We start from the raw sequence: 14,260 nt of genomic DNA, 5'->3' as shown, positions 1-14,260 counted from the left end.
TTGACGCGTACCATGCCGGGCATTCCTTCCAATAACAAAGCGTGCGTCCACACCCCTGCAAGCGGGTGGCTGGCGTGCGTCCTGTTGCCTTGCCTGCGGAGAAGCGGTTTGCACCCATGAACGGACCCACACCCACCAACATGCCACCCACGGCGGGTAGCGGCAGCTGGCTGAGCGTCATTGCCCTGGCCCTGGCGGCCTTCATCTTCAACACCACCGAGTTCGTCCCGGTGGCGCTGCTCAGCGACATTGGCCGCAGCTTCGACATGAGCACCGCGCAGGTCGGCCTGATGCTGACCATCTACGCCTGGGTAGTGGCGCTGGCCTCGCTGCCGATGATGCTGCTGACCCGCAACATCGAGCGGCGGCGCCTGTTGCTGTTCGTGTTCCTGGTGTTCATCGTCAGCCACTTGCTGTCGTGGCTGTCACAGAGCTTTGCCATGTTGCTGGTCAGCCGCATCGGTATTGCCCTGGCGCATGCGGTGTTCTGGGCCATCACCGCCTCCCTGGCGGTGCGCGTGGCGCCGCCAGGGCAGCAGGCCAAGGCGCTGGGCCTTTTGGCCACTGGCACCACCCTGGCCATGGTCCTGGGCATCCCGCTGGGCCGCGTGGTGGGCGAAGCGCTGGGCTGGCGCATCACCTTCCTGAGCATTGCCGGGGTGGCGCTGGCGACCATGCTGTGCCTGATGAAGTCGCTGCCGCTGCTGCCCAGCCAGAACTCGGGCTCGCTGCGCAGCCTGCCGATCCTGTTCAAGCGCCCGGCGCTGGTGATCACCTATGTGCTGGTGACGTTGGTGATTACCGCGCAGTTCACTGCCTACAGCTACATCGAACCGTTCGCCCTGCACGTGGCGCAGATAGGCGGTGAGCGCACCACGTTGTTGCTGCTGCTGTTCGGCGGTGCCGGGGTGTTCGGCTCGTTGCTGTTCAGCCGTTACAGCGACCGCTTCCCGCATGGCTTCCTGGTAGGGTCGATCGGCCTGCTGGCGGCGTGCCTGTTGCTGCTGTTGCCGCTGTCGGGCAACTTCTACGTGTTCGCTGCGTTGAGCATGTTCTGGGGTGTAGCGATCCTCAGCTTCAGCCTGTCGCTGCAGTCCAAGACCCTGAAACTGGCGTCCGATGCCACCGATGTGGCCATGGCGCTGTTCTCGGGTATCTACAACATCGGTATTGGCGGTGGCGCGTTGCTGGGCAGTATCGTCAGCAGCCAGCTGGACGTGGCGGATATCGGCCTGGTGGGCGGTAGCGTGGCGGTGGTCGGGTTGCTGCTGGCTGTGGCCAGCACCCGGCGGTTCCGCGAGGCGCTGGGCGGGGGGGCAGGGCATTCCTGAATGACCGCGCTGTTTTTTTCGCGGGCACGCCCGCTCCCACAGGTACTGCATCAACTTCAGGCGCGATGCAGTACCTGTGGGAGCGGGCGTGCCCGCGAAGAGGCCGGTACTGGCAATAGCGGGCTCAAGCCAGTACGGCAGCCCACGCAGAAATCAACAACACCCCCGCCAACACCTGGTTGAACACCCGCAACCGCCGCGGTGCCTGCAACCATCGCGCGCTGCCCACCCCCAGCAGCGCCCACGCCGCCATGCATGGCAGGGCAATCAGCAAGAACACCAGCGCCAGTTGCCATACCGGCAACGACGGCGCGGCAAACACCCCGACCACCGCCACGGCCATCAACCACACCTTGGGGTTCACCACCTGCAACGAGGCCGCACTGAGTGCACTGAAGCCTTGCGCCGTGGCCGCCTGCAGCGGGGCGGCAGCACTGCGCAGCATCTTCCACGCCAGCCAGCTCAACCACAAAACCCCGGCCCAGCTCATCAACTGCTGGGCCAGCGGGTGGCGCAGCAGCAGTTCACCCAGCCCCAGGCCCACCATCAGCACGATCGCTGCTGCTGCACCGCAGGCCGCCACGATCGGCGCCAGGCTCGCGCGCAGGCCAACGCGGGCGCCATGGGCGAGTATCAACAGGTTGGTCGGCCCCGGGCTGATGCTGGACACCAGGGCAAACAGGATGAAGGGCAACAACGACTGCGACATGATCAAGGGCTCCGGATAAACGAAGCACCATGCTCGCTGCCTGCCGCCTTTCAGTCTGGAAGGTTTGAGCAGCGCCTGCGGTAGTCGGCCGGGGTCAGCTGGTAGGCACGGCGGAACCAGCGCCCCAGGTGGCTCTGGTCGGCAAAGCCCAGGGCCATGGCCACTTCGGTGGGTGTCTGGCCCCGGGCGAGCAGGCGCCGCGCCCGGGCCAGGCGCAGCTGGATCAGATAGGCATGTGGCGCCAGGCCGAATGCGCCCTTGAACGCGCGGGTCAGGCGGAAGCGGTCGATGCCACAGGCCTGGGCCAGGTCTTCCAGGCCGATGTCGCGCTCCAGGTTGGCGTGCAGGTAATCCCGTGCGCGCTGTGCGGTCAGCGGCAGTCGCGGGTCCGGGTTCAGGCGTCGGCGCCAGTGCAGGTGGCGGGTCAGGCAGGCCAGCAGGTCGTCCATGGCCGTCTGCCGGACAATGCGCAAGTCCTGGGTATGCACGGCCTGGAAGGCGAGGGCAGTGGCACGCGCCAGGCGCTCATCGTGGCACAAGGTATCGGCGAAGCTGGGCAGGCTGTCGCTTGGCGCGTGTTCGAACAGTGCCCGCAGTTGGCTGTCCACCCAGGTGGGTTCCAGGTACAGGGTCGAATAGGTGAAGCCGTCCTCGGTGGGCGCATGGCCGTCATGGATTTCACCGGGCTCCAGCAGGAACACGTGCCCCGGCGTGCTGCGATGGCGTACTCGCCGGCAATCGAATTGCTGCACGCCCTGCTCGGTAACGCCAACCAGGAAGCTGTCGTGCCAGTGCGGGTCGTAGGCATGCCCGATGAAATGCGCGCGGACCGACTCGATGCCGGTGTCGGCGTCTTGCTTGAGGTCGATCCAGTTGCTCATGGGGCGTGCCGTGGCAGAAATCGCTACCTTAGCGCAACGGCCAGGCTCAGTCTGGAACGATTGTGCAGCCGTTGGTCAGCGCCCGGTTACGCAAGGCCTCGAAGCGTTCGCGCAGCCACAGGTGCAGTTGCGCCACCGCGGGCGTGAGCTGCTTGCGGTGCGGGCACACCAGGGTGACCGGGGCGGGCTCACCGAGGTGCTCGGGGAGGATGATTTCCAGCTCGCCGGCCGCGATGTTGGCGCTTACGTCCAGCCACGACTTGTAGACGATGCCTTCGCCCTGCAAGGCCAGGCGGCGGATCACATCGGCATCGTCGCTGACCAGTGGCCCGCGCACCTGCACGGTGCGGTTGCCCACTCGCCACTTGTCGTAGACCCGGTTGTGCTGCATGTACAGCAGGCAGGCATGCTGCTGCAGGGCGTCGGGGGTGAGCGGGCGGCCGTGACGAGCCAGGTATTCGGGCGCGGCCACCAGCACCCGGCGGTTCCAGTCGGCCAGCGGCAGGGCAATGTAGTTGGCGTCCTGGTTGAGGCCATAGCGGATCGCCACATCTACCGGGTCGCGGTTGAGGTCGGCGATCTGGTCGGACAGCAGGAAGCGCAGGTGCAGGGCCGGGTGCTCGCGGCGGAAGGCGCTCAGCCACGGCAGCAGCATGTTGCGGCCCAGGTCGGACGGTGCCGACACCTGCAGGGTACCGCGCAGGGTGTTGGCGTTGCCATGCAGGTCTTCACGCCCCTGGCGCAGGCTCTCCAGCACATTCAGGGCCGTCGGCAGGTACAGCTCGCCTTCGGCGGTCAGGCGCAGGCTGCGGGTGGTGCGGGCGAACAGGCGCACGTCCAGATCGCGCTCCAGGCGCTTGATCGCGGCGGCCACCTGCCCCGGCAGCAGTTCGGCCTCGTGGGCGGCGGCGGTGAAGCTGCCCAGCACGCTGCTGCGGACGAACAGTTCGAGGTCGGCGATGCGCAGCATTTTCACTCCTGGGATGAAAGTGTTGCTGCATTGTGCCGGTTTTTCTTTTCTGCAGGAAAGATAAGATGCCCGGCAAATCCCCTGTTCATTCCCGGAGTTGTTGCATGGATACCGTCTCGCTGGCCAAGCGCCGCTACACCACCAAAGCCTACGATGCCTCGCGCCGTATTCCCCAGGCCACTGTCGATGCCTTGCTCGAACAACTGCGCCACAGCCCGTCTTCGGTCAACTCGCAGCCGTGGCATTTCATCGTTGCCGACAGCGCCGAAGGCAAGGCCCGCCTGGCCAAGAGCACCACAGAGCGCTATGCCTACAATTCGCCGAAGATCCTCGATGCCTCGCATGTGATCGTGTTCTGCACCCGCACCGAAATAACCGAAGCGCACCTGAATGCCGTGCTCGACCAGGAAACTGCCGATGGCCGCTTCCGCCATGATCAGGCGCGTGCCGGGCAGAACCAGAGCCGCCGGCATTACGTCGACCTGCACCGCTTTGACCAGAAGGACGTGCAGCACTGGATGGAAAAGCAGACCTACCTGGCGTTGGGTACTGCCTTGCTGGGGGCTGCGGCACATGGGCTGGATGCCACGCCGATCGAGGGCTTCGACAGCAAGATTCTCGATGCCGAGCTGGGCTTGCGCGAGCATGGGTTCACCAGTGTGGTCATTCTCAGCCTGGGCTATCGCAGCGAGACGGACTTCAACGCTGGCTTGAACAAGTCGCGGTTGCCGGCTTCGCAGGTGTTCACCTTCCTGTGAGACTGCCCGGGGCCGCCCTGCGGCCCTTTCGCGACGCAAGGCCGCCCCCACAGGATGGCATCGCCTTCAAGGCTTTCACAGGCCTCATGAACTGGCATATGTCCGGCATATGCCGCATACTTGTCGGCAAACGCCGGAAAGGAGAGCGCCATGCTTGCCGAAGTGCTTCGCGACAACGGTTACCACGAGTACCGGGCGCGCCTGCATGCACTGCTGGAAATCCCCGAACTCGCCAGTGACTTCGAAATCCACACCCGCATCACCCATGGCTTCGCTGCCACCTGGCTGGTGAAACTGACCGAACTCGGCGTATTCACCCCTGTGGAGCGTGACCAGATCATTCCCCTGCGCACGCTGAAAACCCGCATCGAACGTGACCAGCCACTGACCGTGGAAGAAAGCGACCGGCTGTTCCGCTCGGCCCATATCACCGCCATGGCCGAAGCCGTGTTCGGTGAGGCTGGCAAGGCCAAGCGCTGGCTGTCCAAGCCCAAGGAGCGCTTCTCGGGGCTGACGCCGATGCAGATGCTCACCACCCAGCAGGGCACCACCCAGGTCGAAGAGATGTTGCTGCAGATCGCCGAGGGCTTCGGCCTGTGATTCTGTGGCGTATCAGCGCCTATGCAGACTTGAGCGGAACGGGCGGCTTGCGTGTCAGCGGCCGCTGGCACCAGGCGGGCCGGCCAGTGGTGTATGCCGCCACCAGCCCAGCCGGGGCAATGCTGGAGGTGCTTGTGCACCTGGAGATCGACCCTGAGGATTTCCCCACCACCATGCGGCTGCTGCGTATCGAGTTGCCCGACACCGTTTCGCAAGCGCAGTTGCCCGCCTTGCAGCCGGGCTGGTCGAGCCAGACCGAACTGACCCGGGGCCTGGGCAACCGCTTTCTGGATGAGTGCTCGGCATTGCTGTTGCCGGTGCCGAGCGCGATCATGCCCAGCACCACCAATTACCTGTTCAACCCGCGCCATCCGCAGGCAAACAGCGCCAGGCTCGAGGTCGAGGACTTCACCCCGGACAGCCGGCTGTTCTAGGGCCGGTTCACCAAAGTGCCGCTGATGCCGCTGTCAGCACCCGGCCAAACACTTCGAGCGCCTTGTCCACTTCAGCGTCGTTGCTGAAACGCCCGATGCTCAGCCGCACGCTGTTGCGTGCCTGGCGTTCATCCAGCCCCAGCGCGAGCAGCACATGCGAGGCCGCATTGCTCGCCGAGTTGCAGGCCGAGGTGGTCGACAACGCCAGCTCGCTGGCCAGCGCCGCGCTGTTGAAGCCCTTGCTGTCGATACACAGGTTCAGCGTATGGGGAATGCGCTGGTTGGCGCAGCCGTTGAGGGTGACGCCGGGCAGGGCCAGCAGGCCTTCGCGCAAGCGCCTGGCCAGTTGCTCGAGGCGCTGGTGTTCGCTGTCGCCGGGCTGGCCGGCCAGGGCAAAGGCGCTGCCCATGCCGGCAATCTGGTGGGTCGCCAGGGTGCCGGAGCGCAGGCCTTGCTCATGGCCGCCACCGTGCATCTGCGCACGCATCAGCGTGCGGGCGCGTGGCCCCACGTAGAGCGCACCGATGCCCTTGGGCCCATACACCTTGTGCGCCGAGAACGACATCAGGTCCACGGCCATGGCGCTCAGGTCGATGGCCAGTTTGCCCACCGCCTGCGCCGCATCCACGTGCAGCAGGGCACCGTGGGCACGTACCTGTTCGCCAATCGCGGCAAAGTCGGTGATCGTGCCCAGTTCATTGTTCACCGCCATCAGCGATACCAGGCGGGTGTCGGCGCGCAACGCTGCCTGCACCGCCGCAGGCTGAATCAGGCCGGCGGCATCCGGTGCCAGGCGGGTAACGGCCCAGCCCTGGCGCTCCAGTTCGGCCACCGTGTCGAGCACGGCCTTGTGTTCCAGTTGGCTGGTGATGAGGTGCCCGGGTTTGCCGAGGCCCTGGGCAATGCCCTTGAGCGCCAGGTTGTTGGATTCGGTCGCACCTGAGGTCCAGACCAGTGCATCGGCCTGTGCGCCGACGCGTTCGGCCACTTGCTGGCGGGCCTGCTCCACGGCGTGGCGGGCGGCCTGGCCGAAGGCATGGCCACTGGACGCCGGGTTGCCGAAGTTGGCCTGGCTGCCAAGGCAGGCGAGCATGGTTTCGATGACCCGGTCGTCGACCGGAGTGGTGGCGGCGTAATCGAAGTAGAGCGGGGCGCTGGGCATTGGGGCGAGTCCGTTTCTGTCGCCGTGAAATCGGCGATCGTTGGAGCAAGCGTACCCTCTGCTCGAGAGATATTTTTCGCTTCCGCCGGCTCTATTCTCAGGATGCGCAATAAAAATTTCTCTCTATTGATCTTTTCCTGGAAAATTTTTCTCCGCATCGCGAGGGACTCAGCAAAGGCCCCTCGTCAGCCTCTTCAGGCTGGTGCCAAGGCCCTCTCTTCCTCGGCCACCACACGTTCGCACAACTCGGTGATCTGCTCGCGCATCCAGCGGTTGGCCGGGTCCTGATCGGTGCTTTCATGCCAGTACAGGTGTGTTTCCAGCGCAGGCACCTCCACCGGCAGTGGCTGGTAACGCAACTGATGACGGCGGGCGAAGCGCTCGGGGACGGTCATCGCCATGTCGGTCTGCTGCAACACCTGCGAGGCCATCAGGTAATGCTGCGAGCGCAAGGCAACCTTGCGCTGCACGCCCATCTTGCCCAGGGCCAGGTCGACATAGCCCAGGCCGTTGCGGCGGCTGGAGATATGGATGTGGGTCATGCCCAGGTAGTTGTCGAGGGTCAGCTTGCTGTCGGCCAGCGGGTGGCCCTGGCGCAGGGCGCAGACATAGCGGTCTTGCATCAGCTTGACGTGGCGTACCTGCGGGTCGGTGTTCAACGGTGCGTCGATGGCGAAGTCCAGGCGGCCGGCGGCGAGTTCCTTGGTGGTCTCGCGGCGCTTGCACAAAAAGCTTTCGATCAGCACCGCCGGCGCCAGGCGGCGCAAGCGCTGGAACAGCGGCGGCAGGATCACCGCTTCGGTCAGGTCGGTCATGCTGATGCGGAAGGTCTTGTTGGCCTGTTGCGGGTTGAAGATGCGGCTTTCCTGCACCGAGGTGCGCAGCAGTGCCAGGGCGTTGCGCACCGGGCCGATGATGTTCTGCGCCATGGGCGTGGGCACCATGCCTTGCGCGGTACGCACGAACAGCGGGTCGTTGAAGGTTTCGCGCAGCCGCGAAAGGGCGTTGGACACTGCCGGCTGGGTGATGCCAACGATCTGCCCGGCGCGGGTCAGGTTGGCTTCGGTGTAGATCGCATCGAACACGATGAACAGGTTGAGGTCGACCTTGCTGAGGTTCATGGGCGCCGCTCTTTGTTGGAATTATTGGCCGATCATATATCGGTTATGAATGTTTATACACGCGGAAAATAGACTAGGTGGATGGGGTCATGCTGCTCTAGGCTCTGGCCCATGTACTCCGAACCGTGAAGGTAGCCCAGATGGATTTCGCCTATTCGCCCAAGGTCCAGGCACTGCGTGAGCGCGTCAGCGCGTTCATGGACGCCTATGTCTACCCCGCCGAGGCGGTGTTCGAGCGCCAGGTCGCCGAGGGCGACCGCTGGCAGCCCACCGCAATCATGGAAGAACTCAAGGCCAAGGCCCGCGCTGAAGGGCTGTGGAACCTGTTTCTGCCCGAATCGGAATACGGTGCCGGCCTGAGCAACCTGGAATACGCCCCGCTGGCAGAAATCATGGGCCGTTCGTTGCTCGGTCCGGAGCCGTTCAACTGTTCGGCGCCAGACACCGGCAACATGGAAGTGCTGGTGCGCTATGGCAGCGAAGCGCAGAAGCGCCAGTGGCTGGAGCCGCTGCTGCGTGGCGAGATCCGATCGGCGTTCGCCATGACCGAACCGGACGTGGCCTCCTCGGATGCCACCAACATGGCCGCCACCGCAGTGCGTGACGGTGACCAATGGGTAATCAACGGCCGCAAGTGGTGGACCTCCGGCGCTTGCGACCCGCGCTGCAAGGTAATGATCTTCATGGGCCTGTCCGACCCTGAAGGGCCACGCCACCAGCAGCACTCGATGGTGCTGGTGCCCACCGATGCACCTGGGGTGAAGATTGTCCGCCCGCTGCCGGTGTTCGGCTATGACGATGCTCCCCATGGCCACGCCGAGGTGCTCTTCGAGAACGTGCGGGTGCCGTATGAGAACGTGATCCTGGGTGAGGGCCGTGGCTTCGAGATTGCCCAGGGGCGCCTTGGCCCCGGCCGTATCCACCACTGCATGCGCTCGATCGGCATGGCCGAGCGCGCGCTGGAGCTGATGTGCAAGCGCTCGGTGGAGCGTACCGCCTTCGGCCGGCCACTGGCGCGTCTGGGCGGTAACGTCGACAAGATCGCCGACTCGCGCATGGAGATCGACATGGCCCGGCTGCTGACGTTGAAAGCGGCGTACATGATGGACACGGTCGGCAACAAGGTCGCCCGCAGCGAGATTGCGCAGATCAAGGTAGTGGCGCCGAACGTGGCACTAAAGGTGATCGACCGGGCGATCCAGATTCATGGCGGGGCAGGGGTAAGTGGCGATTTCCCGCTGGCTTACATGTACGCCATGCAGCGCACCTTGCGCCTGGCCGACGGGCCGGATGAAGTGCACCGGGCGGCGATTGGCAAGTATGAGATTGGCAAGTATGTGCCGGCGGAGATGATGCGCAGCGGGCGGTGATTTTTGCCCGCCTGTTCCGGCCTCTTCGCGGGCTTGCCCGCTCCCACAGGTACTGTGCCGCCTCCAAGCTGTGCGCAATACCTGTGGGAGCGGGCAAGCCCGCGAAGAGGCCCTTGAAGGCTCACTGGTTTCTCTGGATGGTCAGACCCGCATCTGCGGGTCTTCCTCCTTCTCGCTGACTGTGCGATCGGCATTTGAAGGCTGTCTGGATTGAGCACCCTTGATTTCCGGCTTCTCCCCTCGCGTCTTGACCAGCGAAACCACCACCCCACCCAGCAACAACCCGAACGTCACCCCCAACGACAGCAACGCCGGCACCTTGCCCACCATGCCGTGGTAGAAGATCTTGCAGCCAATGAAGATCAGCACCAGCGCGAGCGCGTACTTGAGGTAAACGAACCGGTGCATCAGCGCCGCCAGCGCAAAATACAGCGAGCGCAAGCCGAGGATGGCGAAGATGTTCGAGGTATAGACGATGAACGGGTCCTGGGTGATGGCGAAGATTGCCGGGACGCTGTCGACGGCAAATACCAGGTCGGCCAGTTCGATCAGCACCAGCGCCATGAACAGCGGGGTGGCATGGCGTAGCGCCTTGTGCTGCCCGGGCGGGGTGTGCTGCACGAAGAAGTGCGAGCCGTGGATCTGCTCGGTGACCCGCATGTGCCGGCGCACGAACTTCAGGATCGGGTTGTTGGCCAGGTCGGGGCGGCTGTCCTCCTTCGACAGCGCCATCTTCACCCCGGTAAACAGCAGGAAGGCACCGAAGATATACAGTACCCAGGCGAAGTTCTGCACCAGCGCCGCGCCCACGCCGATCATGATCGCCCGCAGGAACACCACCCCGAGGATGCCCCAGAACAGCACGCGGTGCTGGTAGCGGCGGGGGATGGCGAAATAGCTGAAGATCATCGCCATGACGAACACGTTGTCCATCGACAGCGACTGCTCGACCAGGAACCCGGTGTAGAACTCCAGCGCCGATTGCGCGCCCAACTGGTACCAGACCCCGGCGCCGAAAAGCACGCCGACGCTGAAATAGCCCGAATACAGCAGCAGGCTCTCGCGCATTTCGATTTCCCGGTCGTGGCGGTGCAGCACGCCCAGGTCGAGTACCAGCAAACCGATGACGATGGCCATGAACACCAGCCACAACCAGGTGCTGGTACCGAGGAATGGAGTGGTGAGGAATGTCTGTAGAGCTGTCATGAGCCCCTCCTTCAATGTCGACGTTGCATGGCAACAGTGATCCGACATGGCGGCCTGGCAGCCGTCAGAGGGGCCCGGTATCACATGGGCTTGAGCCTAGACCCGTTTGCCGGTGATGCCGAATGGGGAGCTGTTACATTTCTTTGCCAGGGCGCTCCTGCACCGGTCAGGCCAGAGCAGGCCTATCGTTCAATAAACCCACACTTCCACCCGGCGATTACGCAGTCGCCCTTGCTCCAGTTCGTTCCCTGCCACTGGCAGTTCATCCCCCATCCCCGTCACCTCCAGCACCTCCACGCCATCGCGCGCCAGCTCGCGGCGCACCGCCTGGGCCCGCAGGCGGGAGAGCAGGGCGGCGCGACCGGGTGTCGCCTTGGGGTCGCCAAAGCCCACCAGCACCGCCTTGCGCCGCAACTTGCCCGCTTGGCGCAGGTAGTCGGCCACCCGCTGCACATCGCGCAGGGCCTTGTTGTCGAGGCTGGCGCTGCCTTCCTGGAAGCGGAAGTTAACGCTCAACCGCTGGGCCTGCTGGGCCAGGGTGCGATAGCGCGGCGGCATATCGGCCTGGGGGGCTACAGGTTGGGCCTCGATCTGCTGCGCAACGAAACCCTGCTGGGCGACGATCGACTGGCCCGCCGGGCTCTGAGCGAAATCGGCCAGGGCCTTGGCCTGGGGCTTGGGGGTGGCCGGCAGGTAGAAGTACAGGCGCCGCGATAGCGGGTAATCCTCGCTGGCCACCAGTGCACGCTCCGGCAGCATGGCCGGCGCGTCACCTTCGGCCACCGCCAGCACCTTGGCCCCATGCACCGCCGCCAGGCTGCTGAAACCGATGGCCTGGCGGTCGGTGCTCACTCGCGCGGCCAGCTCGTCGCTGGACTCGAAGCGTTGGGCCTTGGGCGAAAGCTCGCCGTGCTGAGGTTCCAGCACCAGTGCCTTGAAGGTCTCAAAGGTACCGGAGCGGTCGTCACGGGCGTACAGGTGGATGGCCCCGCCGGCAACACCCAATTGCTCCCAGTGCTGGATCTGCCCGGCAAAGATCTGTGCCAGTTGCCCCGTGGTGAGCTGTGGCAGCGGGTTGTCGGGGTGAACGATGACTGCGACGCCATCCAGGCCAATGACCTGTTCGGCGGCAGCGGCGCGCAGGTCGCCCAAAGCCTGCAGTTGGCTTGCTTCGTTGTCGTTGATCGGCCGCGACGCGGCGGCCAGGTCGGCCTCGCCATGGCCGAGGGCGACGAAGCCGGTGCTGGAACCGTGAGCGGCGATGTCGATGCGCAAAGGCTGGCCGCGCGTATCGCGAGCAGTGATGACAGTCTCGTTGGCCAGCTTGCCCGGGTATTGTTCGATGGCGGTAGCTTGCTGTGCGCGCAGTTGTCCTTGCACCAGCGCTGGCAGCAAGGCCGCGCCGATGGTGTTGGAACCTTGCACGCGCAGGTGAGCGGGCTCGGCCAGGGTCGCCAGCGGCAGCAGAGTGAGCAGCAAGACAAGCAGGCGGGGCATGCCGGAAGGCCTATGGCATAGAGATGGCCGGCAGATTACGACAGTGGCGTGATGATAATGTGACAGTCCATAGGGCAGTGGGCTTTGCCTGATGCTTGTAAGTTCGCGTCAATGGGGCTGCTGTGCAGCCCATCGCCGGCAAGCCAGCTCCCACAGGGGCCGTGCCAATCCTGAAACCTGCGCTGTACCTGTGGGAGCTGGCTTGCCGGCGAAAGGGCCGCAAAGCGGCCCCAGCGGTATCAATGCGCCCCGGCAGACTTGCTCAGGTCACTTTCTGCCCACTCGGTATAGATGCACGCATCCGCCACCGCCCAGCGCACCTTCACGGTATCCCCCGGCTGCATCGGCATGCCCGCCGCCGACAACGCCTTGACCGTCAGCTCGGTACCGCCCGCGGTCACCACATGACAGGTCTGGCTCTCGCCCAGGAACAGCACTTCGCCAACCTTGGCGCTGACCTCGTTCCAGCCCGCCGGCAGCGGCTCGCGCGCGGCCTGTTCGGCGGTCAGGGCCAGGGCCTTTTCCGGGCGCACCATGATCAGCGCATCCTGCGAGACGGCCAGGCCCGGGGTCAGGCGGATGGCCACCGGCTGGCCCTCGAAGCTACCCGCGCCATTGCTGCTGGCCTTGATCCGCAGGAAGTTGGAGTTGCCCAGGAACGACGCGACGAAGGCATTCGGCGGGTTCTGGTACAGGTCGTAACCGGTGCCCAGGCCGACGATCTTGCCATGGCTGAAGATGGCGATGCGCTGGGACAGGCGCATGGCTTCTTCCTGGTCGTGGGTGACGTAGACGATGGTGATGCCCAGGCGACGGTGCAACTGGCGCAGTTCATCCTGCAGGTCTTCGCGCAGCTTCTTGTCCAGCGCGCCGAGCGGTTCGTCCATCAGCAGGATGCGCGGTTCGTACACCAGCGCCCGGGCGATCGCCACGCGCTGCTGCTGGCCACCGGACATCTGCGACGGCTTGCGGTGGGCGAACTTTTCCAGCTGCACCAGCTTGAGCATGGCGTCGACGCGCTTGCTGGTTTCGCTGGCGCCGAGCTTGCGAATGGCCAGCGGAAAGCCGATGTTGTCGCGCACGTTCAGGTGCGGGAACAGCGAATAGCGCTGGAACACCATGCCGATGTCACGCTTGTGCGGCGGCACGTTGACCAGTGACTGGCCCTCGACCAGGATCTCGCCGCTGCTCGGTGTTTCGAAGCCGGCCAGCATCGACAGGGTGGTGGACTTGCCCGAGCCGCTGGAGCCGAGGAAGGTCAGGAACTCGCCGTCCTGGATTTCCAGGTCGAGGTTGTCCACGGCGGTGAAGTCGCCGTAGTGCTTGTTCAGGCCGCGCAGGCTGACCAGGGTCTTGCCGTGCGCGTTGTCTTTGATCACTGCACTCATTGTTGTTTTCTCCGCGCGTTCAGGCGTTGGCTTCGGTGCGCCGGCGCAAGGCGGCGGCAATGAACATGACAAGCAGCGACAGGCCGATCAGCAGGGTCGAGGCCACGGCGATGACCGGGCTGAGGTCCTGGCGCAGGGTGGTCCACATCTTCACCGGCAGGGTCTGCAGGTCGGGGCTGGCCATCATCACGCTCAGCACCACTTCATCCCACGACACCAGGAAGGCAAACAGGCCGCCGGCGATCATCCCCGGGCGAATCGCCGGGAAGGTCACCTTGAAGATCGCCTGCAGGCGCGAGGCGCCGCAGATCACCGCGGCATCCTCGATCGACTGGTCGAACAGCTTCAGCGAGTTGATGATCGAGATGATGGTGAAGGGCAGGGCGACGATCACGTGGCTGACCACGAAGGCGAACAGCGTGCCGGTGTAGCCGAGCTTGAGGAACAGCGCGTACACCGCCACGGCAATGATCACCAGCGGCACGATCATCGGCATGGTGAACAGCCCGTACAGCAGCTCGCGGCCGGGGAAGCGGCCACGCACCAGGGCAAACGCGGTGGGCAGGCCGAGCAGCACGGCGGCGATGGTGGTCAGCACGGCCACCTTCAGGCTGGCCAGCGCGGCGTCCATCCACTCCGGGTTGGAGAAGAACTGGCCGTACCACTTGAAGGTCCAGCCCGGTGGCGGGAACACCAGCCACTGCGACGAGCCGAACGACAGCAACACGATGAACACCACCGGCAGCAGCAGGAAGGCCGCGATGACCCCGGTGGTCAGGTACAGGCCCGTACGCAGCGGGCGGCCCATGGCATTGGGAGACAGGAGCATGGCG

The 14,260-nt window shown here is 64.9% G+C and carries 14 protein-coding genes; 5 read left to right on the top strand and 9 right to left on the bottom strand.

From position 1 onward, the window contains the following. The first annotated feature begins 116 nt into the window (after window positions 1-116). Window positions 117-1,331: a sugar transporter gene (locus tag CAG44_RS21300; protein WP_085590947.1), complete on the top strand. Its 1,215-nt coding sequence runs from the start codon at window positions 117-119 to the stop codon at window positions 1,329-1,331. A gap of 124 nt (window positions 1,332-1,455) precedes the next feature. On the opposite strand, the gene CAG44_RS21295 is transcribed toward CAG44_RS21300, so the two are convergent. The 3 genes from CAG44_RS21295 to CAG44_RS21285 are packed head-to-tail and all read right to left on the bottom strand — an operon-like array spanning window position 1,456 to window position 3,891. Continuing rightward, entirely contained in the window at window positions 1,456-2,040 is a 585-nt protein-coding gene (locus tag CAG44_RS21295; RefSeq protein ID WP_025339653.1) for a LysE family translocator, read from the bottom strand. Between the two features lie 50 nt (window positions 2,041-2,090). Continuing rightward, window positions 2,091-2,921, bottom strand: coding sequence for an AraC family transcriptional regulator (locus CAG44_RS21290; RefSeq protein ID WP_085692934.1), 831 nt, complete (start codon window positions 2,919-2,921; stop codon window positions 2,091-2,093). Window positions 2,922-2,967: 46 nt separating this feature from the next. After that, window positions 2,968-3,891 carry a LysR family transcriptional regulator gene (locus CAG44_RS21285; protein WP_085590951.1) on the bottom strand — a complete coding sequence of 308 codons (924 nt, stop codon included), beginning with the start codon at window positions 3,889-3,891 and terminating at the stop codon, window positions 2,968-2,970. Between the two features lie 104 nt (window positions 3,892-3,995). Between CAG44_RS21285 and nfsB the strand changes: the two genes are divergently transcribed. From nfsB to CAG44_RS21270, 3 genes are all read left to right on the top strand, one after another. Further along, window positions 3,996-4,649: an oxygen-insensitive NAD(P)H nitroreductase gene (gene nfsB, locus CAG44_RS21280; RefSeq protein ID WP_085692933.1), complete on the top strand. Its 654-nt coding sequence runs from the start codon at window positions 3,996-3,998 to the stop codon at window positions 4,647-4,649. Window positions 4,650-4,799: 150 nt separating this feature from the next. Next, window positions 4,800-5,249: an antitoxin Xre/MbcA/ParS toxin-binding domain-containing protein gene (locus tag CAG44_RS21275; protein WP_013973163.1), complete on the top strand. Its 450-nt coding sequence runs from the start codon at window positions 4,800-4,802 to the stop codon at window positions 5,247-5,249. Then, window positions 5,246-5,683 carry an RES family NAD+ phosphorylase gene (locus tag CAG44_RS21270; RefSeq protein WP_015270851.1) on the top strand — a complete coding sequence of 146 codons (438 nt, stop codon included), beginning with the start codon at window positions 5,246-5,248 and terminating at the stop codon, window positions 5,681-5,683. The genes CAG44_RS21275 and CAG44_RS21270 overlap by 4 nt, the downstream gene beginning before the upstream one ends. 7 nt (window positions 5,684-5,690) lie before the next feature. Here CAG44_RS21270 and CAG44_RS21265 read toward each other — a convergent pair whose 3' ends face one another. After that, window positions 5,691-6,845, bottom strand: coding sequence for a cysteine desulfurase family protein (locus CAG44_RS21265; RefSeq protein ID WP_085692932.1), 1,155 nt, complete (start codon window positions 6,843-6,845; stop codon window positions 5,691-5,693). Window positions 6,846-7,039: 194 nt separating this feature from the next. Beyond that, window positions 7,040-7,966 (bottom strand): LysR family transcriptional regulator, encoded by a 927-nt coding sequence (locus CAG44_RS21260; protein WP_025339647.1) that lies wholly within the window; start codon window positions 7,964-7,966, stop codon window positions 7,040-7,042. Between the two features lie 140 nt (window positions 7,967-8,106). Between CAG44_RS21260 and CAG44_RS21255 the strand changes: the two genes are divergently transcribed. Beyond that, window positions 8,107-9,336, top strand: coding sequence for an acyl-CoA dehydrogenase (locus CAG44_RS21255; RefSeq protein WP_013973159.1), 1,230 nt, complete (start codon window positions 8,107-8,109; stop codon window positions 9,334-9,336). 141 nt (window positions 9,337-9,477) lie between these two features. On the opposite strand, the gene CAG44_RS21245 is transcribed toward CAG44_RS21255, so the two are convergent. The 4 genes from CAG44_RS21245 to CAG44_RS21230 form a co-directional block, all read right to left on the bottom strand. Further along, complete coding sequence (locus tag CAG44_RS21245; RefSeq protein ID WP_085590957.1) at window positions 9,478-10,542, bottom strand: TerC family protein; 1,065 nt, start codon at window positions 10,540-10,542, stop codon at window positions 9,478-9,480. 189 nt (window positions 10,543-10,731) lie between these two features. Then, on the bottom strand, window positions 10,732-12,039 hold the full coding sequence (locus tag CAG44_RS21240; RefSeq protein ID WP_085692931.1) for a substrate-binding domain-containing protein: 1,308 nt from the start codon (window positions 12,037-12,039) through the stop codon (window positions 10,732-10,734). 239 nt (window positions 12,040-12,278) lie between these two features. Next, window positions 12,279-13,427: an ABC transporter ATP-binding protein gene (locus CAG44_RS21235; RefSeq protein ID WP_085590961.1), complete on the bottom strand. Its 1,149-nt coding sequence runs from the start codon at window positions 13,425-13,427 to the stop codon at window positions 12,279-12,281. A 19-nt stretch (window positions 13,428-13,446) separates the two neighbouring features. Continuing rightward, entirely contained in the window at window positions 13,447-14,256 is an 810-nt protein-coding gene (locus CAG44_RS21230; protein WP_015270845.1) for an ABC transporter permease, read from the bottom strand. Window positions 14,257-14,260 lie beyond the last annotated feature (4 nt).

It is taken from the genome of Pseudomonas sp. B13(2017), assembly GCF_002113245.1.
Classification (GTDB): domain Bacteria; phylum Pseudomonadota; class Gammaproteobacteria; order Pseudomonadales; family Pseudomonadaceae; genus Aquipseudomonas; species Aquipseudomonas putida_Z.
The sequence above is the reverse complement of the archived record's forward strand: the minus strand, read 5'-3'. Positions and strand labels throughout refer to the sequence as shown.

What these genes read in the sequence shown, in the direction of transcription:
- CAG44_RS21300 (WP_085590947.1), top strand. Translation starts at nt 117, where the DNA reads ATGAACGGACCCACACCCACCAACATGCCACCCACGGCGGGTAGCGGC.
- CAG44_RS21295 (WP_025339653.1), bottom strand. Translation starts at nt 2,040, where the DNA reads ATGTCGCAGTCGTTGTTGCCCTTCATCCTGTTTGCCCTGGTGTCCAGC.
- CAG44_RS21290 (WP_085692934.1), bottom strand. Translation starts at nt 2,921, where the DNA reads ATGAGCAACTGGATCGACCTCAAGCAAGACGCCGACACCGGCATCGAG.
- CAG44_RS21285 (WP_085590951.1), bottom strand. Translation starts at nt 3,891, where the DNA reads ATGCTGCGCATCGCCGACCTCGAACTGTTCGTCCGCAGCAGCGTGCTG.
- nfsB (WP_085692933.1), top strand. Translation starts at nt 3,996, where the DNA reads ATGGATACCGTCTCGCTGGCCAAGCGCCGCTACACCACCAAAGCCTAC.
- CAG44_RS21275 (WP_013973163.1), top strand. Translation starts at nt 4,800, where the DNA reads ATGCTTGCCGAAGTGCTTCGCGACAACGGTTACCACGAGTACCGGGCG.
- CAG44_RS21265 (WP_085692932.1), bottom strand. Translation starts at nt 6,845, where the DNA reads ATGCCCAGCGCCCCGCTCTACTTCGATTACGCCGCCACCACTCCGGTC.
- CAG44_RS21260 (WP_025339647.1), bottom strand. Translation starts at nt 7,966, where the DNA reads ATGAACCTCAGCAAGGTCGACCTCAACCTGTTCATCGTGTTCGATGCG.
- CAG44_RS21255 (WP_013973159.1), top strand. Translation starts at nt 8,107, where the DNA reads ATGGATTTCGCCTATTCGCCCAAGGTCCAGGCACTGCGTGAGCGCGTC.
- CAG44_RS21245 (WP_085590957.1), bottom strand. Translation starts at nt 10,542, where the DNA reads ATGACAGCTCTACAGACATTCCTCACCACTCCATTCCTCGGTACCAGC.
- CAG44_RS21240 (WP_085692931.1), bottom strand. Translation starts at nt 12,039, where the DNA reads ATGCCCCGCCTGCTTGTCTTGCTGCTCACTCTGCTGCCGCTGGCGACC.
- CAG44_RS21235 (WP_085590961.1), bottom strand. Translation starts at nt 13,427, where the DNA reads ATGAGTGCAGTGATCAAAGACAACGCGCACGGCAAGACCCTGGTCAGC.
- CAG44_RS21230 (WP_015270845.1), bottom strand. Translation starts at nt 14,256, where the DNA reads ATGCTCCTGTCTCCCAATGCCATGGGCCGCCCGCTGCGTACGGGCCTG.